Source organism: Orientia tsutsugamushi, assembly GCF_900327275.1.
In the GTDB taxonomy this organism is placed as follows: domain Bacteria; phylum Pseudomonadota; class Alphaproteobacteria; order Rickettsiales; family Rickettsiaceae; genus Orientia; species Orientia tsutsugamushi.
Genome location: NZ_LS398548.1, coordinates 1813915 through 1836804, shown reverse-complemented (window position 1 = coordinate 1836804; position 22890 = coordinate 1813915). Strand labels below are relative to the sequence as shown.

The following is a 22890-nucleotide window of genomic DNA, read 5'->3' as shown; positions in this document are numbered from 1 at the left end:
GCAATCAAATTAGGTGATTATTAATGAGTATTGTTAGTTATATAGTAATAAATCTAAAGCAGAATCAATACTAATGAAGCATGCCAAGCCTTTCAATTAGTATTTAGTAGCAATTTTATTTCTTTTGACTGTAACGTTACTATAACTAAATAATACCATCAGTAATTTAGCACTCTAACTAAAGGTATGATATGAATACTGATGATGGAATGTTACCATTAAGTGATGATGAATTCAGTTCGCTGGAGAATATTAATCCTCAAGAGTTAGATAAAGATTTAAGTTTAGATGAGATAATACAAGAAATATTAAATAGTAATTCTGGTAAAATTCATGATTTAGCAACTAGATGAATTTTAAAAGATAAGTTTAAAAGGGTAGAAGAAGCTTATAACCATGATTCAAAAGTGTGTCCTCAAGGAAAAGAGATTAACTCTTGGAGTGAGAATAATATAAAAAAAACTGGTCAAAAGAAATAAGAGAATCTCAGTTATTATCTCAAAACTTTTTGGAAGAAGCTATTGCGATAGTAAAGAGAGCAAACATACATCATTGCAATAATATACCAAGGATTACACAAATTTTATCAGTTTTAATATTTGAGTCATTACAAGATACAGGAACATTATTACAAATAGGTACTGGAGAAGGAAAATCTACAACTTGTGCAATGCTAGCAGCTATCAAGGCATTACAAGGAAATAAAGTTGATATAGTTACTACTTCTTCAGTTTTAGCACAAAGAGATGCAAATGAAAAAGAGGGCTTTTTTAATATACTAGGTCTAAGTTGTGGTTCGAATGTTGAAGATCCATTTGATGGACAAGAAAAGATATGCTACTCAAAAGACATAGTCTATGGTCCAATACATGAATTTCAGTTCGATTGGTTAAGGCATGAACATAAGAAATATGGTACACGAGGTGATAGAGAATTTGGAGTAGTAATTGTAGACGAAGTGGATAGCATGCTAATTGACGAACTTGATCAAACAGCGAGATTAGCGCGATCTATGCCTGGAATGGAGCATATAGCACCTATATTATGCGGAGTAGCAAATGCATTTTGTGCAAACTAATGGCATCTGCACTAGATATTACTTATAAATTATCAAACTTGGATTAATTTAAGCTATATGACATCAATTATATACAAATAAATTATACATTTACTATAAAAACTGCTTGACACACATATAGTTAATATATATATACTAATTCTTAATATATTTAATATTTATATAATAATTTTTAAAATAATTTAATATTATAGGAAAGAACAATGTCATGCTACAATGGACAAGAGATTGAACGTGGAAGTGAATATACATTTAGAGATGATACATCTTTATTATTTATATGGCTTTCAAGGAATTATGGATCTTCAATTCCAGAGCATTATTTAAGTAGATTAAGTACATGGGCAAAAACAGAAGATCAACGCTTAATAAAATTGGTAATAAATGGATCAGGATTTACTACTGAACAATATAAAGAATTAGAAGATAAAATATCTAATAAAGAGTTTAATCCACATAGTAACATAGAATTAATAGATTTTAATAAATTAGATTTTAATAAATTTAATCTTATTCAATCTAAATCTTTTTTGGAAAAGTATAGATGCTATAAATGCCCCATATCTGATACCATATCTGAATATTACAGTAAGTTATACTCTCTTGCACCAGAAGAAAGATTTCCATTTAGTATTGAAATAGATGCTATGCGTATATTCACACTTGTAGCGCTAGAATCTCCACTAATTTATTTTGATTTTGACATTCTGCCTAAGGAAAATAAAAAAATCGGAGAGGTTAAGGCTGAGCAAGGAATCTTATTTGCTGAGAATGATGGCAAAAGTTATGATTATGAAGGAATAACAGACTTTGAAAATGCTATAATAGCTGTTAGTGAGCCAGGTAGAATTAAACTTCTAGAAATTTATGATGAAGTTAAGAACAGATTTATACAAAAACATTCTTCAGTATTTATGAGAGCTCCACATTATATATATTATATTATATCTAATATAATATGTTCTACTGAATTAAATGATAATTATATAACAGAACTTAAGAAGGTCTGTAATGATAACGATGCATATGATAAACTAAAACTGCTATTCCGCGAAAAAACATTTGGATTTCAGACTAATGGAGGAAATGTTATCATTACATATGATCATAGTTGGATGCCGGAGAATAGTGAATCACAAAGTACTTCCATTAAAAATGAGTTAAGTAATAGTCAAGATGATAAAGTAGATGAGTTAATTACAAACTTATCTATAGACACAGATGTAGATCACTTAAATACAAGTTCTAATGTAGAATCTATAGGAGACATTGCTTGTACTACAGAAAGTAGAATGTAGAAAGCTTTAAGGCAACATCAAAGTTATTTCTTTGTTGAAAGTGAAAACAATAGGTTTACAAATCCTAAAAGCAACTGTAGAAAAATTTAAGTAGCTATTAACCAGAGAGTTTGATATAAGAAAATATATCAAACTCTAGTAAGAGAAGTATTACAGCGTCTTTAACCTTTATGTATAATGTTGAACATTTTTTCTTGCTATTAAGCAGAAAGTCTTAGCAAGAGATATATAAATGCTAGTTTATGATAATAGAAAGTATGAAATGTATAATCGAAAAGGTCTTAAAAAAGGACAATGCTTAGCTATATCTTTTCATACATTAGATACAATCTTAACTTAGAAATATATATTAGACATCTTTCGAAACTGGTTAAAGTAGTTCAAAATTATTGCTTACAAATATCGAAATAGACGTAAAAGATTCGGTCTTAGATTTAATTTGATCTCTGGCATTTATAATTTTGAACTACCTTAACCAGTTTCGAAAGATGTCTATTTAACAGTTTTTGCTCTAATTATTTCTACTTTAATTCAAGATAATCGTAATATACTTAGGGAGATGCTAAATGCTGGAATAGATACAGTCCTTTCTCAATCTCAACATCATATTGTTACTGCTATAGGAATTGCTACTAAATTCGCAGATTCAGCACATGCATGGTTCGAAATAGATAAAGTAATCAATAATCTTTCAAAGACATTAAGTAATAAAATAGACTCACTATATCGTACACAAAATACAAACTTAGTATATGTTTTTCAAATGAAGCTGCAACAATTGCTACAACAAATTGGACTACAAGGAGAAGCACAATCTATTGCAAGTATTTTAAAATCTACTGGAATATTAAGTGGTAATTTATTAACCCAAGCAAGTTTCAATACATATCAAGCTTGTAAAGATGTAGAACTATTTATAGCGGTGTAAAATCAGAATTAATAGAGAATTGTCAGGAATATATAACCCAAAAAATATTATATAAAGTAAGAGCAGAAGTATTTGGTAAAATCATGACTATTACGTATTACATGTAATACCATTGATAGATGCAATTGATAAGGATAAAACTATGATAGAAGTTGAACACGAAGAAAGCTGGAATATAAAAAATTTAATCTTTAAAGAAAACTGTATGGGAAAATATTTATTAGCAAGAGTTAAGTATAAAGTAGGAATATATATATTTGCGCCAGAGTTAGCAAGAGAGTTTGCTAATAGTAGAGGTATAGAGTTTTACTCAGATATAGAACATCATAGTTGGAGACTTAATTTCTTCATATAATATTAAAAACTAGATATCAAGAATAATTCAGAAAAGTTGTTTTGGAGGTTCAATTTTTAATTCTTTAGCTAGAATAGATCATTAGCACTTGATAACATAGCTAATATATTTTATAGACAGTATACAATCTAATTTTCTTAAGGGGGTGGTTATGTATAATGATAATTCTGGCCAAGCTACATCTGGCATGGTTAATCAAACTAAAATAATTAAGCCAACTATAGATTTTCTCTTAAAAGAGAATAATAAGACCGTAATCTTAGTTGGATATGATGAAAATATATATTCTGATATTATTAATGGATGTGATAATTATTCAAATATAAAAGCCCATACAGTTAAGAGAGATAACTTATATATTTCAATATTTTACCATCCTTACGACATACAAGAAACACCAAGCAATAGAGTATATGCATTACTGAACTGTAGGAAAGGCTTTATACTTGGTAATAAAGGGGCAACTATTGTATTTAATGCTTTGAATTATGATATTCAAAAAGAATTAGAAGAACTTAAGCATGATGAAAGATTTACTGATAATAACATTAGTATTTTAGATACAGATGGCTTTATAGAGTTTATAAATCATAAACCAAACGATGAAGATTTAGATATATCATGTGCTGGAATGGTTTTTGAAGCAGTAAACTCTATCTCAGCTTGTGTGATTTTGTAGAAAAGCTAGGTAGCATACAGCTTACAGTATTTATTTAGCTCTATAGCAATTTCTTGTAATTTAAGATATTCAGCAAGAGGTATAAATTCTTGCTGAGTTTCTAGTATGATTTCTTGTCTTTTTTCATAAGGTTTTATTGATACAGTCTGAATATTATGGAATCGGTCGAAAAGCTTAATTAATAATAGTTCTGTTTTATTTCGGTTATATAATGTTTGAATCATCTCTCTAGAACTAATTTTTTTATTATCCTTAATCCTGGTGAGATCTGAAACCTGTTCCGCAATTTTTCTACCGAATACCTTAACAATCTTTTCTTTGGTTAGTGTTGTGTCTTCGATAGTATCATGTAGTATTGCTGTAATAATCGTATCTGTTTCAAAGCTGTAGTCTGATACCATATAAGCTACTTCTAATGGATGTGTGTAGTATAGTTCTCCTGTATCTCTCTTTTGCTGACCATGATATTTTTGGGCATAAAATATTGCTTTTTCAACTTTATCAAGATCAATTTTAGTGTCAAATCTTACGTTGGTTTCAAACAGCTTATTTAGTAAGCTTTCGCTATAAAAGTCTATCATTTTTCATCTCTAAATAATCTTTAATAAATTATACAATAAATTAAACTTTTTATATACTTCAGTCTCAGATAAAAAGTGTGAAAGAAGCGAATTAATTTGATTAAAAAAGTTGTACTGGAATATTGCAAGTAATGGTTGTAAACTTGTCTTTTTCGCTTTCTATTTCCATTTCTCCATTAAGTTGATTAATAAGGTAATTTACAAACCATAATCCTGATTCAAGCATTAGCGGATAGTCTCGTACCAACTCAAAATCAGCTAATTTAGCTTTTATATTCCCTAATTTTTCTTTTGAAATACCGCTTCCTGTATCATGTATTCTAAATTGTAGTATGTTATCGCTTTTTATATAATTTTTTATAGTAAACAAATGAACTGTAATTATAACCTGGCAGCTGTGATTAAATCTAATGACGCTTCCTATTAATTGACTTAATATAGCTTGTAAGTGATCACTATTTCCAATCACAATATCCTTCATTTTGTACTGAAAATTGTAATTGATTTTTATATCTTTCTCTTTTGCAATGTCTTCTAGTCTCCTGACGGCATTTTTTACTAGCTTTTGTATGCTAAATTTTTTTAAACATAAATTTTCATTCTCAATTTCGCTTCTAAGCGTGTAAACTACATCGTTACAGTATTCTTGGAGATTTGCTGATCGATTTAATATTGTTTCCAGCTTATCTTTGTTTTCCGAATCATTTAACATGATCTCGCTTGCAAGCCTTACAATTTCACTCGTTGCAATATTAAATCTATATTTAATCTCCTGTATTAAATATGTACAATATTCTTTCAATGATTCAGCTACCTCGACCTGATACTTCGCTTTTCTTAGCTTTGTTATTATTTCCATATATTCATCGATATTCTCACTCTCTCCATTCATCAACGTAATTGCTATTGGAGGAATTTGTACCATCCATTTGTTAATTGTTTTCTTCTTTTCTTTCATAGCATTCTCCTAAAGAATAATTCAAACTATTGTTGGTACATCAAATGAAAAAGTTACATAATTATTTTGCTCTTTAACTCGTAGATTTCCTTTCATCTGATGTGTAAGATGTTTTATAAATGCTAATCCTTCTCCTAGTTCTTGATACATTACCAAATTCGTATTCTCTAGTTCAGCATTTATTCTTTCTAATTTTTCTTTAGAAGTGCTTAGTCCTATGTTTTGTACTATAAATTGTAATATTTCTGAATTCTGATTGATGTTGACAATAATCTTGCTATTCTTGCTACTATTTATAACCGCACTACCAATTAACTGGCTTATTACTGCTTTTATTCTGAAACTGTCTCCAATCAGAATCGGCTTTATGTCATTTTGAACATTTAGATTTATATTCTCATTTTCAAAATGTTCCCTCATTCTGATAACGGTATTATTTATTAGCGATTCTATGTTAAATGTTTCAATTCTTACATTCGTTGATGCTATGTATTGTCTAAATAAAAAAATCATTCCATTTAGAGAAGCTATTATATTTACTTTTTTTCTGTCGTAGTTATTTACTATTAGCCTAAAATATTGTATCCACTCTATGCAATTTATGCTTACTTGCTCAGATTCCTCTAGCTGAAAGTATAGTTTTTGCAATTCAGCGTCTATCTGTTTTATTGTTGTGCTATTAATTCCCTCTGTAGATAATTTTTCGGTTAATTTATTGATTTTATTTTGACCTTCGTCTTGAATAGGCATAGAATTCCCCTACTGTTTTTGTTTAAAAAATGGTTTCTGAAGATTAATTCCAAAAGTTCAACCCTTTGTTTTATTTAATCTTCAGATCATTATCATCAAAGTTTTGAAACCTAGATAATATAAGGTATAGAGTAGCATTATAATTTTTATTAGTCTATTAAAATCTTTTAATTTTTAGGTTAAATTTTTGCATAATAATCTAATGTTGATGCGAAATTATCACATTCCTTGCTTATGGTTATAATAAATCTTATTCAAAAAGGATGCATAAAGAGCCTTGTAAGCGTTATTATTACTAGCACTACAAGCTGTTTTCTGGTATAATCTCAATAGAGATTCAACTAACATAAATTAATTAAACTTCATGTGTCAGTAGCTGTTGCTAATAAGTCTAAGCCTTTCCTTCATTGGATTGGTAGTAAACGAAGAATTGTTAATAAATTAATAGAACATCTTCCTCAAGGTCCACACTATAATTACTATGAACCATTCCTTGGTGGCGGTGCTTTATTTTTTCAAGTTAGGCATCTTTTTAAACAATGTTTTTTGTCTGACATCAATCTTGATTTAATTACTAGCTATAATGCTGTTAAAAATAATCCTAATGAGGTCAATAGATTACTGAGTTTATATCACAAACATCATTCGAAGGATTATTATTATAAAGTTAAAAACAAATATAGTAATAATCCGAATGAGATTACCGCAAAATTTATATATCTTAATAAATACTCTTTTAGGGGAATTTATAGAGTCTACAAAAACGGACAATCTGCTCAAACATTTTCTGGTGAATGCTACATTAAACTCCACATTGCATCTAGAATAAACCAATGCAGCAACCTTTTACATGGTGTATCAATTTATGCTACAGATTTTTCATTTATAGAGCCTCAACAAAATGACTTTGTTTATTTCGATCCTCCTTACCATAAATCTGGAGAACAGTTCTATAATAGTCTTCCATTTGATGAAAAAGATCAAATTAGATTACGGGATTTTGTCCAAGAATTAACAAATAAAGGTGTTAAGATTATGATCTCAAATAATAATACTGCCTTTATTAGAGACTTATACAAAGATTTTAATATCAATACCGTTACAGTCGTATACTCAATCAATGAACAACGCAATCCTGTTAATGAGCTAATCATTACTAACTATAAAACTTGCTAGTTATTAAATGTGAACCCGCAATCCAAATCGTATATGAATAGGAAGTGGTCTATAGTTAGCAATTGTGCTACATTCAATGTCTAAATATGTATCTCTTGATAAATTTATTGTTGTACCAACTCCGTCTAAATATGTATCTCTTGATAAGTTTATTGTTGTACCAACTCCTAAGTCTATACCAGTACCGCTATCACCATTGAAAACTGATACTAGGCCACCTGTAACAAAAATTGATGCTTTGTTACCTTCAATTATATTATAATAATAATTTCCTTGAACAAAGTTATCTCTACAGTTGTGATGACACATAAATCCTAATCTTACATCCATTCTGTGCCGATCTAATCTATAACCAACTCCAGCTTCTAATGTGTCGTAGTTAGTAGCAATACCAGTTGAAAATTTTATATAGAATTGTGAAGTATCAATACTATCTTTGAAAGCATTGAAGTTTACATTATTATTCGCTGTACATATCGATGGTGAAGATAATACAACGAATGCTAACATAACTGCATAACACAGTTGTAAAGGTGATTTCAAAATACTCATAGCAGTTCTATCTAATTACAATATTTTTATGAAGCTTAATATTAATTGTATTCTGCGTCAACTTTCTTTATTAGCATTAACATATTAGCTATCTGTTGAAACCTAATACCATGGGACCAATTGCTCCGTTAGAAAGTTGAATATATCTGCATTACCGCTTTTAGCAGCATAATCTATAGTAGTCATGCCATTATCATCTTTTGCATCAATATCAGCACCATAATCAATCAAAAGCTGTATAATATCTATGATTTTATTACGAACAGCAATATGTAGTAGTGTTTCTCCTTCATCATATTTTTTATTAATACCAGTAGAATTATGTTTTAGCATAATTGCTAAAGGTTCTATACATCTGCATTCAACAGCATCAGATAAAGGTGTATTACCTTGATTATTCTCGATATTTACATCAGCATTATATTTTAGCAGTAATGCTATATGATCATTGCAATAGGTAGGATATTTTTCGAAAAATTCATAATATACTTGAATTGTTTCAACAACAAGATGTAAAGCAGTGTGCCCATCATTATCTTGTGCGTTTACGTTAGCTCCATTGCTTAGTAAAATCTCGGCAATAGGTAGATTCTTATATTTCAAAGCCACAGATAAAGCTGTAGTACCATCTTTATATTTTGAATTGACAAGTGTACTATCATTATTAATAAGCTGCTGTACTTTTTTAATATCACCATCTTGAATAGCGCTACGTAAGGAATATTTAGCCTTAGATTTGAATATCATATATTTAATCGCTTCATTCTCAATTATTTGCTACATTTTAACTAGCATGAAGTTTACAATATTCGCTTAAGCGTTCTCCAATCTCTGGTAGTTTAAGGTATTCAGCAAGAGCTATAAATTCTTGCTGAGTTTCAAATATTATTTCTTGCCTTTTGTGAGGAGGTTTGATGAATATAGTTGTAATATTATGGAATCTATCAAAAAGTTTGATCAGTAATAGTTCTGTTTTATTTTGGCTGCGTAATATTTGTATCATTTCCATAGCACTGATTTTCTTATTATCCCTAACTCTGGTAAGGTCTGAAACCTGTTCTGCAATATTAGCGCCAAATTCGTACCTTATTCTTTCTTTAGTTAGTTTTGTGTCTTCAAGTGTATCATGTAGTGTTGCAGTAATAATTGTATCTGTTTCAAAGCTGTAGTCTGATACCATGTAGGCTACTTCTAATGGATGTGTGTAGTAGAGTTCTCCAGTATCTCTCTTTTGCTGGCCATGATATTTTTTAGCATATTTTATTGCTCTTTCAACTTTATCAAGATCAATGTTGGTGTTAAATCTTATGTTGGTTCTGAACAGCTTATTTATTAAGCTCTCACTATAAAAATCTATCATTTTCCACCTCTAAATAGTTATTAATAAATTATACCATAATTTAAACTTTTTGTATACTCCAATCCCAGATAAAAACTGGAAAAGAAGCAAATTAAATTATAATTTTTTTGAATTCAGTTATCACGATGCCAAAAACCAATCTTGAGTTGCATATCTCTGGTGTTAATGAGTAAAATTTTGCTGTAATTTTTTTTTGGACAAGCATTTTTTCATTCATATTACCCTTAAGTTTACTTACACTGAACTAATTCAAACGAAAACCCTTGAGCTTCAAAAGCACGCTCTAGAATGAGCTTAAAATTTGATTTGATATAGCTATTCGCAAAGCTTGTTAGAGCCTTAATAAATATCTTTTTATTAATAAGATATTCTATAGGTAAAGGTGCAAAGGCAGAGCAAGTATAAGGAAGAAGAAAAGTTAATTTTTATTAACTTCTACACTTTATAGAACCTACTATTAACTTGTGTTAACTTTTATTAATATTTTTAATCAAGCTTCAACCTTAACTATAAACATATTTGCAATATTTGTCAATATAACAAAAAAATTAAAGCAAAAGGTTGAAAGGAGGTTGAAAGAAAATTTAGGAAATTGTGGGCCAGTTTTCAATCTAGAGGTTAATCTAATGATCGAAAAATATATACAACCTGGGATTGATAAGTGATTTTCAAGTTATATGTATTATGAACAAATTAGTATAAAAAATTTGATATCAAAAAAAGCATAATTTATATCAAATGTTTAATAAAACGTAATATATATTAATAATATCAACATTAATATTATGTGGGGTAATTATGCCTTTAATATCATCATCATCAAAGTTTACAAAGCGGTCATTAAATAACATTAAAATTCCTAAGGGAGAAAAATTATTAATTATCCACCATCCATATATAATAGGACTTAAACTGAAAATCTCATGTGTAGTCTGTGGAGGAAGAGTAAGAAAAACATGGGTTTTAGAACAAAAATTTAAAAACCAGAGTTTAAAAATAAGGATAGGAGAATTTCCATATGTATCTATTAAAGAAGCTACAAAAAAAGCAATAGAATTAAAGACATTAATGGCGAACGGAATAGATTCAAGAGAAGTAAAATGTTAACAACAGATAGAAGAAAATGAGAATCGTATAAAAGAAAGACAAGAGATTACATTCAAAGAGCTGTGTTATAAGTATATTGAAGAGTATACCAAAATATATACTATAAACTTGCAGAAAGATACTGCAAGAATACATAATTATGGGAAACTGTTATTTTAAAAAAGATAAGTGATATTAAAAGTAATGATATTGAACAAATATTCAATGATATCAGCAAAGAGGGAAAATATGCCACAGCAAATGCATTGCTAGCAACCTTACGCACTATATTTAATAAGGCAAAAAAATGGGGATTAATAGAAAACAATCCTACTCTAGGGATAGAGCTGCATAAACTGCAAGCAAGAGAAAGACGTCTAAGTTACGATGAAATTGGTAGATTTTTACAAGTATTATGTGGAGAAAAAAATACGTTGATAAGAGATTTTGCATTATTAGGGTTATATACTGGAGCTAGAAAAAGTAATGTGTTGGAGATGGAATGGGACAATATAGATTTTGTAAGAAAAATATGGCATATACCAAAAACTAAGAACGGAAAGGCGCAAAATATACCATTAACAAATGAGATGATAAAAATATTGCAAGCAAGGAAATTAACATCTACAAGTAAATGGGTGCTACCAAGTGATAATAGCAAAAGCGGACACTTAGAACAGCCATATGAAGCATGGAATAGGATTTGTAAAAAGGCTTGCATAAAAAATTTCAAGATACACGATCTAAGAAGGACGTTTGCAAGTTGTCTGTCAGATATAGGTGCAGGTCATTATATAATTCGTGCAGCATTGAATCATATGAATTCAAACTCAACAATGCATTATACTATAGCTTGTATGGAGTTAGTGCGACAGTATATGTCTAAGGCTACAAAAATAATTAGGGAATGTGCTGAAAATTATAATATTTATAATACTATCTGACTGATATAAACGTTGTGGTAAGAATAGTGCGACTTCATGTCGCACATGCATGCATGTATGTAAACTAATTATTGCAGGTAAAATCTATGTTTGAAGATATTTAGCTAATTTAAACATTATAGTAGTAGAATGAGAAATCTCATGCTACAATTGGGGCTAAAGGTGATTATGCAAAATCAAAAATTATGTTGGGCATTATCGAGGCCATTGAAGTATATGGGTTTGAGCATTGATGAATGGGGAGTAGTGCTAGCTGGAGTAGCTCCAGGAATTGTACTACTAAACAGCAGGCATGCTAAATTAGGCCTAGCATTTATGGTTGGAGGAATTGCTCTATGTTATTGCTTTAAGAAATTTAAGAAGGTATCGGAGAATTTTTTGCTAAAAAGTTTTTTAGTAGCTAAAGGTTTATTGCCAGCTCCATTAGGATATTCAAGATTGCTGGGCAAAAAAGTTGGCAAATAATGAATCATCTCTTTAAGCAAAATGCTATACAAGAGCTGGTTAAATATAATAAATGCTTACTTTCAGTAACTATATTGCTAGCTGCAGCTAATATAATTGCGATAATGGCTGCAATTACCAAAGAAGAAAAGTGGTTATTAATTCCAGCAATGGAGCCTGATCGTAAAATGATGGTTTCATCAAAAAATTACCATGAAACCTATTTAAAGGAATGGGCAATTTATGTGACGAAACTCTTATTTACTACTTCTCCAAATGAGGTAGAAAGACAAATAGCAGACATGAAAGTGGCATCTAGTAATACTGAATCTTTAAATAAATTTTTTCATGATCATTTGCAATTTGTTAAAGGCTCAAATGTATCTTCAGTCTTTTTTCCAAAAAAGATTGAAGTGATAAAGGATGGAGTATTAATTAGTGGAACGCTTCGTTATTGGTTTAGCGATAGTAAAGATATAGCTGTCGATAAGACTTACCTTTTGACTTACAAGCAAACTCCTAATTACCTTTTATTGTTGACTGGTGTTAAAGAGAATGGAATAAAAAAATGAGTATTAGATTTTTGAGATTTATCATATGGTTTATTGCTTTGGTAAACGTTAATAATATATATGCAGTAGAATATGAGTTAGAAGCTGACAATTTACTAAAGCTTGAGATTTCTGATAGTGGGCCAACAAGAATTAATCTTAAAGATGAAAAAATTAATGATATTTTTATGTACCCTCAAAATGCATCTGAAGTTGTAGTTCATGAGTCTGGATTTTTGTTTATTGTTCCACGAGAAGAAGGAAACAAGGTTTATTTAACAGTAATAGGAGAATACAAAACAATTCAGGATTTAATGTTAACTTTTACTCCAAAAACTCCAAGCCCTATAATGCTTGTTAATGCTGCTACAAAAATAGAGGAAAAGGATAATTCAAAACAAAACAATAACAATTTGTTCAGTAATGACCTTAATACAAAAGAATTAACAGCGAAACCTTCTAAAAAACAAAGTAGAAATACTAAGAAAAAAATAAAACTGGCTTAAAATGCTAGTTTTTACTTCAAAGACTTAAAGTTCTACAAAGATTATTAATTAAAACCGCTTCAAAGTAAAATTTCACTGGTATGGAATTAACTAGCATTAGGAGAATAATGCAAAATTTACTAATAAGCAATAACAATGTTCATATGCAATTTGTTAAAGGCTCAAATGTGTCTTCACCAATTTGTTCAGTAATGATGTTAATACAAAAGAATTAACAGCAAAACCTTCTAAAAAACAAAGTAGAAATACTAAGGAAAAATAAAACTGGCTTAAAATGCTAGTTTTTACTTCAAAGCCTTAAAGTTCTGGTAGGGTATCTGAAACTCTCTTCAAAGTAAAATTTCATTCAACGTGGAATTCACTAGCACTAGGAGAATAATGCAAAATTTACTAATAAGCAATAACAATGTTCATATATCAAAAATCTCGACTAAATATGCTAAAACCTACATTTGGAATACAGTGGAATAATGTAGTTGTAGGACTGTTAATTATAATTACTGCTTGTGTTTTTTCTTTTGAGCCAGGATTAGCTGATACTCTTGAAGGGCAGCTTAATAAAATAGACGGACTTTTTAGTGGAAAACTAAAAACAATAGGTATATCAAGCGCAACTATTTTATCATCGATTTGGGCTGTAGCGCGAGGGAATATAAAGCTTGCAGGAGTAATGGTAGCAATTGGTGTTATTTTAGGCTTTTATCTAGTGAATTGCCGGTGGTATGAAAATTAATTGATAAGGTAGAAACATTAACATTCAAAAATCGGAGGAATAGTGGGACAGGATAATTCAGACAATGATAATACAAAAGAAGAAGATTTAGAGCTAAATGACAAACTAAAGGCTGAATCTGGTGTTAGGTCTAATAGCAAGTTATCAGAATTAACAAATATCATTCGTAGAAAGCCAGTAATTGCCTTAACTTTTATAAGCATAACAATAACAATAATGGTTGTTTCATATTTTTTATCTGAAAGTGGTAAAACGAAAGAATCTATAACTTTTACAGAAAATCGCGAGTCAAGAGAAGCGATTTCTGAAGTAGAACAAGCTGTAAATTTGAGAGCAAAATGGATAGAGAAAATACTCAGTGAAGTCAAAACATTAAAAGATAGATTAGAAAGTGCAATAGAAAGCAGATATTTAGAAACTACAGCCCAAATTAATAATTTTAACCAAAAACTTGAGATATTGGAGAATCAGCCTAAGCAGAGTTTATATAATAATGATAGTGATGAATTTAGTTCTGATCTTAATCAGCATATTTCAAATTCACCACATGATAACAAAACAGAGCAAGCTCCTGTACAATCATTTGTCAATCTTAGGAGAGCTGAATCTGAGCCAAAAAAAATGTTGAGAACTATGTTACTAGCGGTAGTTCTGCTAGAGCTGTCCTACTTATTGAAGTCGTTGTAGGCACAGGAACAAACAGCTCTTCATCACCAGAACCAATTGTTCTGCAGTTGCTTGATACAGCAATTCTTTATGATAAATATAAAACTGATCAAATCAAAAAGGCAATTTTAATTGGATCCTGTAACGGAGAGATGTCCTCAGAGAGAGCTAAATGTCGCATCGAAACTCTTTCAGTAGTCAATAACCAAGGAGATATTATCGAGAAAAAGGTAGAAGGCTGGTTGATAGGCGAAGACGGACGTTCTGGAATTAAAGGAATCGTGGTGGATAAATCGTCTAACATAGCAGGCATGGCTGCATTAAATGGAGTATTTAGCAGTATAGCTAAGTTTCTGCAATCTAAGGCTATTAAACCTGATATGCTACCAACTTTAAACCTAGTAGCTGGAGGCCAACAACAAGAGTTTCAGATTGGAGATGCGCTTCAGTCTGGAGCTTACGCTGGAGCTAGCAATGCTTTTGATAAGCTAGCTGATTTTGCTATAAAACGAGCTGATTCTATGAGCCCAGTCGTTCTTATTGCGTCAGGTAGAGTCATCGATGTTGTATTTAAAAAAGGTTTTGACTTACTTGAGCACAAGAAGAAGCCACATAATTTAACTTATTCACAATCAACTAACAATGAAAAAGTTAATTTGCATAATAAATTCGATCAATCACAAAAGTTAGAGGAGTATTTATAATGAAGTTTTTATTATTGCTATTGTGCTGTATGAGCCTAACCAGTTTCTTTTACAGAAGTACTTTTGATTGTAAAATTCCTAAAGGGCTAAAATGTAAGTCTTTATACGAAATAAAGAATATGGTTGCTCAAGGCGCTTTTGATATTGATAATCTTGAGAAAGTTGAAACATCCAAAACTAAATCAAAAAGACGTTGTATTCTATGCTACAGGCAAGCTAAAGCAGTTCAAGGCGTAGATGTTGTTAACAAGTCGCCGAAAAAACCAAAAAAATATCTTATTAATTTATTTAAATCAAAACAGAGTCAAGGTGAACGCAAGCATACATAAGGATTTTGATCGAGAAAGATTTTCTAAACACTTTGTCTATGAATCATATGATGATGAGACTCAGCTATTCTTTAATCGTGGTTCAATAGGTTTTGTATTGCTTGCATGGCCATTGGCTGAAGCTAGTGTTTCTGCTCAAAATGAAATTGCTGAATTTCTGAAAAGCGATGAAAATTTACCTGGTGAAAGTAGCCTTCAAGTCTTGATGCTTGATAGTAATAATATAGAGAATTTTTTAAGCAACTGGCAGTCATATCGTAAAGGAGAGATATTTATTGAGTTAGCTAATAAAAGAACAGAATTTTTACGTGATCAAGCTCAAAAAATAGGTTCTATAAAGGATGTAGTATTGTTAATTTCAGTTACTATACCTAATTTAAATGCAAATATCGATGATATGATTCGCAGACGAGATGCTTTAAAAGATACGTTTAGGTCCATTGGATTAAGTACTGAAAATGTGAATGCACAGCAATTATTAAAGTTTTTGAGAGTAATATTTGGCTGGCCTGAAGAAGAACATTCAAATATTAACCAGTATGAAATATTGTCTGAACAAATTCTAAGTGGAGATTTTTCGTTATTTGAGAATGATGATTGTGTAAATGTAAATGATGATCAAATATTTATCAGCTTAGAAGCAAGAAAGAGGCCTGCAGAGTGAAAATTATCTGCAAACAGCAGGAGTTGGAGTAGCGCTTTCTAGCTTAGGTCAAGGCATAAAAACTGTTTCTGTAGAGAGTAAAGTATTATTACCAATCATTGGTGAATGGAAAGTGATTTAAGCTCTCAAGGTATGTTACTAGCTGGTATACGAGGACAAATAATGTATTGGTCACCTTTTGGTGGAGCTTTATTACCTGCATTAAATAAGCATGGGGTAGCTCCAAATGAGAACTTTAACCTTTGTATAGCTGGAGTTCCAGGGTCTGGAAAATCTGTTTTTATGCAAGAATTAATGCTATCGGTTCTAGGAGTTGGTGGTAAGGTTTTTGTTCTTGATTATGGAAGATCATTTAAGCGTACATGTTTGATTCTAGGCGGTAGCTACATAGAATTTGACATGAAAAATCCTATATCTATTAATCCATTTTCAGAGGTGCCAGAGGATGATAGTGCAAAGTCTATAGAGGCTAGATCAGATTTTTTATCTAACTTTCCGTCTATTTTAGCTACTATGGCAGCTCCACAGTATGGAACAAGTGATTTGCAACAACCGATGTTGCAGAGAGCTTTGATATCAGTCTGGCAAAATAAGGGAGCTAAAGCTGAAATTACCGATATTGCAGACTGGTTATCAAATAGAGAAGAATCATATGCTAAAGAGCTTGGAAATATGCTCTTTCCTTTTACTAAAGATGGTCAACATGGAAGATTTTTTAGCGGTAAGGCGCAATTATCTCTAAACTCTGATATTGTGGTAATTGAAACTGATCATCTACGCTCTGTACCAGAGCTATTAGCTGTGATTGTACAGATTATGATTGTTCATATTAATCAAACAATGGTTAAAGGAGATAGAAGTAGACCATTTTTAATTATGATAGATGAAGCCTGGAAACTCTTAGCTGGAAAGCGTTCAGGAGAGTTTATTGAAGAAGCTGGAAGAATAGCTCGAAAATATAATGGATCGATTGCTTTAGCTACTCAGCAACTCACGGATTACTTTCGTCAAGAGGGTTCCGCATCTGAAAAAGCATTTGAGAATTCATCACATAAGATAATTTTGAAGCAAAACTCGGAATCGTTTAAGGCAATGAGAGCTAATCCAAAGCTTGCAGGGTTTGTTGATGAGGATTGGAAGCTGAATTTGCTGCAATCTGTACATTCAAATCCTCCGTATTATAGCGAAATAGCTATTTATAGCCCTAATGTTTCAGGTGTTGTAGGCAGATTAATGATTGATCCATTTACTCTGCTGTTAACTTCGACGAATGCTAGAGATTATCAAGCTATAGAAGATCATATGGCTAAAGGGATGAATGTCAGTGAGGCAATTAATTATGTGATAAGAGAGCGGAAAATAATTCCATGAAGCAAGGAGTAGTAATTTGTATAGGCACATTCTTTGCTTTATTTGCTGTTGCTTATCAAGTAAGCGATATAAGGGCCAATTTATTAAATGCTGATATAGGTATTGAGATTAAGGATTATGGTACTAGAGGGCATGTTTTTCCAATCATTGAGGAATCATTACTAGAAGTGATTATGGCTAAACTTAATGCTGCATCAAAAAGTGGATTGTTGAACCAAATGCAGCTGGAATTTCAGGAAAAAGTGAAGCAAAAAATCATGAGACCAGTACCAGTTAAAAATTTGAGTAAAGCTACTGAAAATAAAACGCGAATATATGATTCTACCTATGTTCAAAAGGATGACATTAAGACAAAAAATGGTATAATAATAGTAAAGGGAGGAACTAAAATAAATCCTTTAGAGATGATATATTGGGGTGAGCCACTAATATTAATTGATGGAGATGATGAAGATCAGGTTGCTTGGGCAAAATCAAGACCAGGAAAGATAGTGTTAGTTAATGGAAATCCTATTGAACTAAGCAATCTATTAGGCCGGCATGTATTCTTCGATCAATTGGGTTTTTTGAGTATGAAGTTTAAAATACAAGCTGTGCCAGCCATAATAGAGCAAGAAAACACTGTGCTTAAAATTAGCGAAGTAAGTACCCTATGAAAAGCATGTAACGTACGATGGAGGTACGCTGTAAATAGTATAACTCAATATACTACTAAATTCAACTTAAAAGAAGGTTTTATATGAAAAGTTGGAAATTGCAGCAATTAGAACAAGATCTAGTTAAAATAGTTAATAATACGCTACGAGGTGAAATACAAGAGATAGTAAATCCAGGTGGTGAAACTTTATATTTAATTCCAGGAAATAGATATCCAAAACTTCTTCGTAAAATTTCATCAATGCAAGCAAAGTGAGTGAAGGAACTGGTAATTTTGTTTGCGATAGTAATGTCTATAACAGCTAATAACTGTTATGCAGCTGCTGGATGTGTTGGAAGATTTGTAAATCCTATAACAGATGTGTGTTGGAAGTGCTTGTTTCCAATTACTATAGCTGGATTTAAGGTAGTAAGTAGTTCAATGCCTGATACTAATGCTTCTGGTAGACTTATATGTCTTTGTCCTAAGCCAGGGATTCCAGTGCCTATACCTGGTATTCCGGTAGGATTTTGGGAGCCAGTACGCCTTGTAGACGTTACAAAGTCACCAATGTGTATGGTAAGTCTTGGAGGTTTGTCATTTGGAACTGCTACTCAAAAAGGCATGAAAGATGAGGCTGAAGGAAGTGCTTTTTACCACATTCATTGGTATGTCTATCCCGTGATTTACTGGCTGGAAATTTTGCTTGATTTTATTTGTCTGGAAATGGCTGCAGTCGATATAGCATATTTAACAGAGTTTGATCCATTATGGAGTGATGATGCTAAATCTGCGATTTTAAATCCAGAAACGTTGTTGTTTCAAAATGTAGCTGCTTATCAAGCATGTATAGCTGATTGCATGAGTTGTAGCGCTGGTTTATTAGCAAGTGATTATGCTTTTTGGTGTGCTGGATGTCAAGGAATGCTTTACCCTTTTACTGGAACAGCTGCAGCGCATAATGGTGGAGTTGGAACATCTGTATTAATGGTAAGTAAATTTATGGCTAAGATGCATAGGCAACTGATGTTATGGGGATATTATGGTTATAAAGGCCTATGTGGTAAGTATCCTATGCCTATCATCAAGAAAAGCCAATATCGACTACAAATGACTTATCCAATTCCAGAAACAAAATCCTGCAAGAGCATAGGTCAAACAGAAGCTACATGGCAAGCCGGCAGAGAATTTCCAGTTAATGGTGAAGATTTTGGTTACTTGATTTGGCGAAAAAGAGATTGTTGTTTGCTTTGATTTATAAAGCTTGGAGAGGAATATGGTTATACGAGTAATGATGTTGATGGTTTTATTATTTGTTAATAATGCTAATGCTTTTTTTTTGGACAAGCAAAAAACTTTTATTTTTGTCTCATTTTCAATGAGTGATGAGGCTTTAAAAAGCTATTTTGCTGAGTCTCAAAAGGTCGGAGCTCAATTAGTTATGCGTGGGTTAATTAATAACTCATTTACACAAACAAAGAATAAAACTATGGAGCTTGATATTAGCTTCGATATAGATCCTAGCTTGTTTGAGAAATATAAGGTTGATGTTGTACCAGTGATAGTAATAGATGATGAAAAAAGAGGATTAACCAAGAAATTAACTGGCCATATTCCTTTAGCAACAGCATTAGAAATTATGAATGAGAATACTCCATGAAGCAACTTATAGTACTAGTTTTGATAATATTGAACATCAATTGTTGTTTAGCTTCAATGCAAAGCAGTTATAATGAAGCTAGCAACTATAATGTAAATCTTGGAAATTCTTCAAATACACAAGAATTATTTCATCAAGGTAGTAATGTTAATTATCCTAATAATGATGAAGATTTAACCTACCATGGCCGTAATCAGCTTAGTACAGAAAGTGGGGCAATGTTATTTCAAGCTGAAAACAGTAAAAACAATGCCTTAACTCAACATAATATCAACGATCAAAATTATATGATAGCTAATTCAATGAGAATTGAATCTGATCCTTTAAGTGCCCTTGATAGCAGTAACTTCGTAACTCAGACAAGTAAAATTAATACTGAAATTATTCAAAGTTGTACTGAAGGCAGTAAGTTCAATATTGAACTTATTCGAGAATTAAACGTTGAGTGCAAATTAGAGAATGTATGGCTTCCATGGCAAAGCCGGCAAATGGAATTTGCAACAGAAGAAATAAAGGAGAATCATAGTAATTGGATTAATAGTCGTAGCGATGTCTATGATGATGAATTAGATGCGCAAGTATACTGCCTAGCAGATGATCCCGAAGCAATTGTAAAACAAATGAAATGGGCTATTGCTAATAGGCTTGGTGCATCTATACACCATGTTGGTAGAAATTTGTTATTAGAAGTAAATGAAAAAATATGTATACTTCACTATGACTACAGAGATAAGACTCAAGAACTAAGGAAAGTAGCAGAATATTGGAAAGTTTTAAACCCTGAACTTGAGCAATTAACAGAAAGTAACGAATGCTATGAGGTCAATAGAATCAACTATGATGGTGGTGATAGAGTATTTTTTGACAAGTTTAAAGTCAATCGTCCATATTGGAAACAAAAGATTGTTTTTTCTTGTACTAGCGATCCAAAAGATGGTTGCAAACACCTTAAAATTCAAAATTGCGAATTAAAAAACAGCACTTGCCAAAAATCAGTAGCAAATATTTGTTTACTATGGCAGCACGATTATAGCTGTTCAACTGAGAAGCAAACAATGCTACACTCATCATTGCGTAATAACTCAATCTTTTGTTTAGGAGGCAATTGCAATACTCCAACTATTATACCAAACAGGGATATAGCTAAAGTAGCTCATATAGCGATGCTAAATCAGATGAGCAAAGACATTAAAACAAATCCTGTTTCTGTATTTTCAGGAAAACATCGCAAATGCAAAAAAGATGTATTTAGTTTTTTGAATTGCTGCTCTTCAATGACTGGCTGGGGGCGTGATATAGGCTTATCACAATGCAAATCTAAGGAACAAGAATTAGCTCTATATAGAAAAAAAGGTTACTGCTACTATATTGGAACCTACTGTTCTTCAAGAATTCCGATATTAGGTATTTGCTTAGCTAGAAAGTCTACTTATTGCTGCTTTCAGTCGAAACTTGCTAGAATTTTTCAGGAAGAAGCAAGAAAACAGCTAAAAATAGACTTTGGAACACCTGAATGTCCAAATTGTAGAGGCCTTACTGTTAAGGAATTATAAAAAGTTGATTTCACTAAAATCAATATGGATGAACTATTTGGTGATATACTCACTAAGGCTCAAAACAGCATGAACAAAGACATTATTGCAGGAATCAAAGATAAAGTTCATCGTATGCAACAAAGTCGTCATTAAATACTATAGCTAGTTCCTTGTATGATAAAAATAAGTGAAATTGCAATAAAATAAAAGATTATAGCAATAGCACAAAAGAAAGCTAGTATACAGTAGCGTTCCTAAGGCTAATAGCCTGTTCTATAGATAAGTAACTAGCTTTTTTAATTAAAAACCGGACGGTATTCTTAGGCAAAAAGCCTGTATTTACAAGGTTGGTTTTGAGATATTTAACATAAAATTTGGTGATTATGAATAGTATAATTGTAGGAATTGACGTTTCTAAAGAGACATTTGATGCAGCTGTGTTAATTAATAATAAAGTTCAAACAAGAAAATTTAATAATAATTCTGAAGGGTTTAACAAATTAGTAACATGGTTAAAAAGCAGAGGAACTGGACATGTTTGTATGGAAGCAACAGGTATCTACTGGAAAAATTTAGCTAAATATCTGTACGATTATGGTTATAAAGTAAGCGTAGTAAATCCTGCCCGTATTAAAGGTTTTGCAATGAGTAAACTTAGTCGTACAAAAACAGATAAAGCAGACAGTGTATTAATAGCAGATTTTTGCAAAGCAATGAAACCGGAAGCATGGTATCCACAGCCTCTTTATATTCAAGAACTACAGCAGCTAGTTAATCGCCTGAATGTTTTAATTAAGCATAAAACACAAGAAACAAATAGATTAGAAGGAGCTTCTAAAGCAATTGCTAATAATATTCAAATGCATATTGAATTTCTTGAAACGCAAATTAAAGAAATTGAACAACTAATCAATGACCATATTAAAAATAACACAGATCTTCATAATAAGGCTTGAGTCAATACCAGGCATAGGAGCAAAAACACAGGCTGTAGTTCTTGCTTTTTTAGCAGATATTGAGAAATTTAGTTCTGCTAAACAAGTTGTAGCTTTTGTAGGTCTTAATCCTAAGCATCGTCAATCTGGCAGTTCCGTGCGGGGTGCTAGTAGAATCTCTAGAACTGGTAATTCAGATCTACGTAAGTCTTTTTATATGCCTGCTATGTCTGCCTTAAGACATAATTGTATTATCAAGCAATTTTCTCAACGTTTGTCTGATACTGGCAAACCCAAAATGCTTATCCTTATTGCCGCTATGCGTAAGTTATTACATATCATTTATGGTGTTTTAAAGCATAATTCTCCTTTTAATCCTAATGTTTTAATCAATCAGAAATAATAATTTT

General features: G+C 31.3%; 23 protein-coding genes and 6 pseudogenes. 23 read left to right on the top strand and 6 right to left on the bottom strand.

From position 1 onward, the window contains the following. Positions 1–191: 191 nt before the first annotated feature. The 7 genes and pseudogenes from DK405_RS12890 (at position 192) to DK405_RS09545 (ending at position 4338) form a co-directional block, all read left to right on the top strand. Complete coding sequence (locus tag DK405_RS12890; protein WP_162563012.1) at positions 192–353, top strand: hypothetical protein; 162 nt, start codon at positions 192–194, stop codon at positions 351–353. Positions 354–475: 122 nt separating this feature from the next. Further along, the gene (locus DK405_RS09570) at positions 476–1078 is read left to right on the top strand and encodes a DEAD/DEAH box helicase (protein WP_081420637.1); all 603 of its coding nucleotides are present in this window, start codon (positions 476–478) and stop codon (positions 1076–1078) included. A 203-nt stretch (positions 1079–1281) separates the two neighbouring features. Further along, positions 1282–2376: a hypothetical protein gene (locus DK405_RS13400; protein ID WP_064612928.1), complete on the top strand. Its 1095-nt coding sequence runs from the start codon at positions 1282–1284 to the stop codon at positions 2374–2376. Between the two features lie 379 nt (positions 2377–2755). Further along, positions 2756–2851 (top strand): annotated as a pseudogene (locus DK405_RS09560) (IS5/IS1182 family transposase); the annotation flags it as partial. Between the two features lie 84 nt (positions 2852–2935). Further along, positions 2936–3304: a hypothetical protein gene (locus tag DK405_RS09555; protein WP_045912927.1), complete on the top strand. Its 369-nt coding sequence runs from the start codon at positions 2936–2938 to the stop codon at positions 3302–3304. Between the two features lie 112 nt (positions 3305–3416). Further along, positions 3417–3659, top strand: coding sequence for a hypothetical protein (locus tag DK405_RS09550; protein WP_052691739.1), 243 nt, complete (start codon positions 3417–3419; stop codon positions 3657–3659). 151 nt (positions 3660–3810) lie between these two features. Next, positions 3811–4338: a hypothetical protein gene (locus tag DK405_RS09545; RefSeq protein WP_064612929.1), complete on the top strand. Its 528-nt coding sequence runs from the start codon at positions 3811–3813 to the stop codon at positions 4336–4338. A gap of 5 nt (positions 4339–4343) precedes the next feature. Here the strand turns inward: DK405_RS09545 and DK405_RS09540 are convergent, their stop codons facing one another. The 3 genes from DK405_RS09540 to DK405_RS14515 all read right to left on the bottom strand — a co-directional run bounded on the left by DK405_RS09540 (position 4344) and on the right by DK405_RS14515 (position 6627). Next, positions 4344–4919, bottom strand: a complete 576-nt coding sequence (locus DK405_RS09540; protein WP_109510698.1) for an HD domain-containing protein — start codon at positions 4917–4919, stop codon at positions 4344–4346. A 100-nt stretch (positions 4920–5019) separates the two neighbouring features. After that, on the bottom strand, positions 5020–5877 hold the full coding sequence (locus tag DK405_RS14520; RefSeq protein WP_109510697.1) for a sensor histidine kinase: 858 nt from the start codon (positions 5875–5877) through the stop codon (positions 5020–5022). Between the two features lie 21 nt (positions 5878–5898). Next, the gene (locus DK405_RS14515) at positions 5899–6627 is read right to left on the bottom strand and encodes a sensor histidine kinase (protein ID WP_109510677.1); all 729 of its coding nucleotides are present in this window, start codon (positions 6625–6627) and stop codon (positions 5899–5901) included. A 366-nt stretch (positions 6628–6993) separates the two neighbouring features. Here DK405_RS14515 and DK405_RS09525 point away from each other — a divergent pair, with 366 nt between their 5' ends. After that, positions 6994–7803: a DNA adenine methylase gene (locus tag DK405_RS09525; protein WP_109510672.1), complete on the top strand. Its 810-nt coding sequence runs from the start codon at positions 6994–6996 to the stop codon at positions 7801–7803. A 3-nt stretch (positions 7804–7806) separates the two neighbouring features. Here the strand turns inward: DK405_RS09525 and DK405_RS09520 are convergent, their stop codons facing one another. From DK405_RS09520 to DK405_RS09510, 3 genes are all read right to left on the bottom strand, one after another. Then, positions 7807–8355, bottom strand: a complete 549-nt coding sequence (locus tag DK405_RS09520; RefSeq protein ID WP_109510678.1) for a hypothetical protein — start codon at positions 8353–8355, stop codon at positions 7807–7809. A 102-nt stretch (positions 8356–8457) separates the two neighbouring features. Then, entirely contained in the window at positions 8458–9102 is a 645-nt protein-coding gene (locus DK405_RS09515) for an ankyrin repeat domain-containing protein (protein ID WP_109510679.1), read from the bottom strand. 37 nt (positions 9103–9139) lie between these two features. Further along, positions 9140–9715: an HD domain-containing protein gene (locus DK405_RS09510; RefSeq protein ID WP_109510680.1), complete on the bottom strand. Its 576-nt coding sequence runs from the start codon at positions 9713–9715 to the stop codon at positions 9140–9142. A 798-nt stretch (positions 9716–10513) separates the two neighbouring features. Between DK405_RS09510 and DK405_RS13185 the strand changes: the two genes are divergently transcribed. From DK405_RS13185 to DK405_RS09440, 15 genes and pseudogenes are all read left to right on the top strand, one after another. Beyond that, a complete protein-coding gene (locus DK405_RS13185) occupies positions 10514–10822 on the top strand; it encodes an Arm DNA-binding domain-containing protein (protein ID WP_174197592.1) in 309 nt (102 codons plus the stop codon). Positions 10823–11067: 245 nt separating this feature from the next. Then, a complete protein-coding gene (locus tag DK405_RS13180; protein WP_231967693.1) occupies positions 11068–11745 on the top strand; it encodes a tyrosine-type recombinase/integrase in 678 nt (225 codons plus the stop codon). Between the two features lie 129 nt (positions 11746–11874). Continuing rightward, positions 11875–12210, top strand: coding sequence for a hypothetical protein (locus DK405_RS09495; protein ID WP_045918854.1), 336 nt, complete (start codon positions 11875–11877; stop codon positions 12208–12210). Next, positions 12210–12761 carry a TraE/TraK family type IV conjugative transfer system protein gene (locus DK405_RS09490; protein ID WP_045912835.1) on the top strand — a complete coding sequence of 184 codons (552 nt, stop codon included), beginning with the start codon at positions 12210–12212 and terminating at the stop codon, positions 12759–12761. The genes DK405_RS09495 and DK405_RS09490 overlap by 1 nt, the downstream gene beginning before the upstream one ends. Beyond that, positions 12758–13246: a hypothetical protein gene (locus DK405_RS09485; RefSeq protein ID WP_064612756.1), complete on the top strand. Its 489-nt coding sequence runs from the start codon at positions 12758–12760 to the stop codon at positions 13244–13246. The genes DK405_RS09490 and DK405_RS09485 overlap by 4 nt, the downstream gene beginning before the upstream one ends. Before the next feature lie 406 nt (positions 13247–13652). Continuing rightward, a pseudogene (locus DK405_RS09480) lies at positions 13653–13983 on the top strand (hypothetical protein). Between the two features lie 38 nt (positions 13984–14021). Then, positions 14022–15349, top strand: a pseudogene (locus tag DK405_RS15875) (TraB/VirB10 family protein). Next, complete coding sequence (locus tag DK405_RS09470) at positions 15349–15678, top strand: hypothetical protein (protein WP_064612758.1); 330 nt, start codon at positions 15349–15351, stop codon at positions 15676–15678. Before DK405_RS15875 ends, DK405_RS09470 begins: the two are co-directional and overlap by 1 nt. Then, positions 15587–17713: pseudogene (locus tag DK405_RS09465) on the top strand (TraG/VirB4 family ATPase). The gene DK405_RS09470 and the pseudogene DK405_RS09465 overlap by 92 nt, the downstream one beginning before the upstream one ends. Then, the gene (gene traW / locus DK405_RS09460) at positions 17710–18369 is read left to right on the top strand and encodes a type-F conjugative transfer system protein TraW (RefSeq protein WP_064612759.1); all 660 of its coding nucleotides are present in this window, start codon (positions 17710–17712) and stop codon (positions 18367–18369) included. Before DK405_RS09465 ends, traW begins: the two are co-directional and overlap by 4 nt. Positions 18370–18452: 83 nt before the next feature. Further along, positions 18453–18626: a hypothetical protein gene (locus DK405_RS13165; RefSeq protein WP_174190469.1), complete on the top strand. Its 174-nt coding sequence runs from the start codon at positions 18453–18455 to the stop codon at positions 18624–18626. Next, a complete protein-coding gene (traU, locus tag DK405_RS09455; protein WP_174197589.1) occupies positions 18627–19604 on the top strand; it encodes a conjugal transfer pilus assembly protein TraU in 978 nt (325 codons plus the stop codon). 22 nt (positions 19605–19626) lie between these two features. Continuing rightward, positions 19627–20010 carry a type-F conjugative transfer system pilin assembly protein TrbC gene (gene trbC, locus DK405_RS09450; RefSeq protein WP_064612696.1) on the top strand — a complete coding sequence of 128 codons (384 nt, stop codon included), beginning with the start codon at positions 19627–19629 and terminating at the stop codon, positions 20008–20010. After that, positions 20007–21698, top strand: a pseudogene (traN, locus tag DK405_RS09445) (conjugal transfer protein TraN). The gene trbC and the pseudogene traN overlap by 4 nt, the downstream one beginning before the upstream one ends. 224 nt (positions 21699–21922) lie before the next feature. Beyond that, positions 21923–22883: pseudogene (locus DK405_RS09440) on the top strand (IS110-like element ISOt5 family transposase). The last annotated feature ends 7 nt before the right edge of the window (positions 22884–22890 follow it).

Bases quoted from the DNA above. Each gene is read 5' to 3' on its own strand.
- DK405_RS09510 (WP_109510680.1), bottom strand. From the start codon at position 9,715: ATGATAGATTTTTATAGTGAGAGCTTAATAAATAAGCTGTTCAGAACC.
- DK405_RS09540 (WP_109510698.1), bottom strand. From the start codon at position 4,919: ATGATAGACTTTTATAGCGAAAGCTTACTAAATAAGCTGTTTGAAACC.
- DK405_RS09490 (WP_045912835.1), top strand. From the start codon at position 12,210: ATGAATCATCTCTTTAAGCAAAATGCTATACAAGAGCTGGTTAAATAT.
- DK405_RS13165 (WP_174190469.1), top strand. From the start codon at position 18,453: ATGAAAAGTTGGAAATTGCAGCAATTAGAACAAGATCTAGTTAAAATA.
- DK405_RS13400 (WP_064612928.1), top strand. From the start codon at position 1,282: ATGTCATGCTACAATGGACAAGAGATTGAACGTGGAAGTGAATATACA.
- DK405_RS09485 (WP_064612756.1), top strand. From the start codon at position 12,758: ATGAGTATTAGATTTTTGAGATTTATCATATGGTTTATTGCTTTGGTA.
- DK405_RS09520 (WP_109510678.1), bottom strand. From the start codon at position 8,355: ATGAGTATTTTGAAATCACCTTTACAACTGTGTTATGCAGTTATGTTA.
- DK405_RS09470 (WP_064612758.1), top strand. From the start codon at position 15,349: ATGAAGTTTTTATTATTGCTATTGTGCTGTATGAGCCTAACCAGTTTC.
- DK405_RS14515 (WP_109510677.1), bottom strand. From the start codon at position 6,627: ATGCCTATTCAAGACGAAGGTCAAAATAAAATCAATAAATTAACCGAA.
- DK405_RS09555 (WP_045912927.1), top strand. From the start codon at position 2,936: ATGCTAAATGCTGGAATAGATACAGTCCTTTCTCAATCTCAACATCAT.
- traW (WP_064612759.1), top strand. From the start codon at position 17,710: ATGAAGCAAGGAGTAGTAATTTGTATAGGCACATTCTTTGCTTTATTT.
- DK405_RS12890 (WP_162563012.1), top strand. From the start codon at position 192: ATGAATACTGATGATGGAATGTTACCATTAAGTGATGATGAATTCAGT.
- DK405_RS09545 (WP_064612929.1), top strand. From the start codon at position 3,811: ATGTATAATGATAATTCTGGCCAAGCTACATCTGGCATGGTTAATCAA.
- DK405_RS09515 (WP_109510679.1), bottom strand. From the start codon at position 9,102: ATGATATTCAAATCTAAGGCTAAATATTCCTTACGTAGCGCTATTCAA.
- DK405_RS09495 (WP_045918854.1), top strand. From the start codon at position 11,875: ATGAGAAATCTCATGCTACAATTGGGGCTAAAGGTGATTATGCAAAAT.
- DK405_RS14520 (WP_109510697.1), bottom strand. From the start codon at position 5,877: ATGAAAGAAAAGAAGAAAACAATTAACAAATGGATGGTACAAATTCCT.
- trbC (WP_064612696.1), top strand. From the start codon at position 19,627: ATGGTTATACGAGTAATGATGTTGATGGTTTTATTATTTGTTAATAAT.
- DK405_RS13185 (WP_174197592.1), top strand. From the start codon at position 10,514: ATGCCTTTAATATCATCATCATCAAAGTTTACAAAGCGGTCATTAAAT.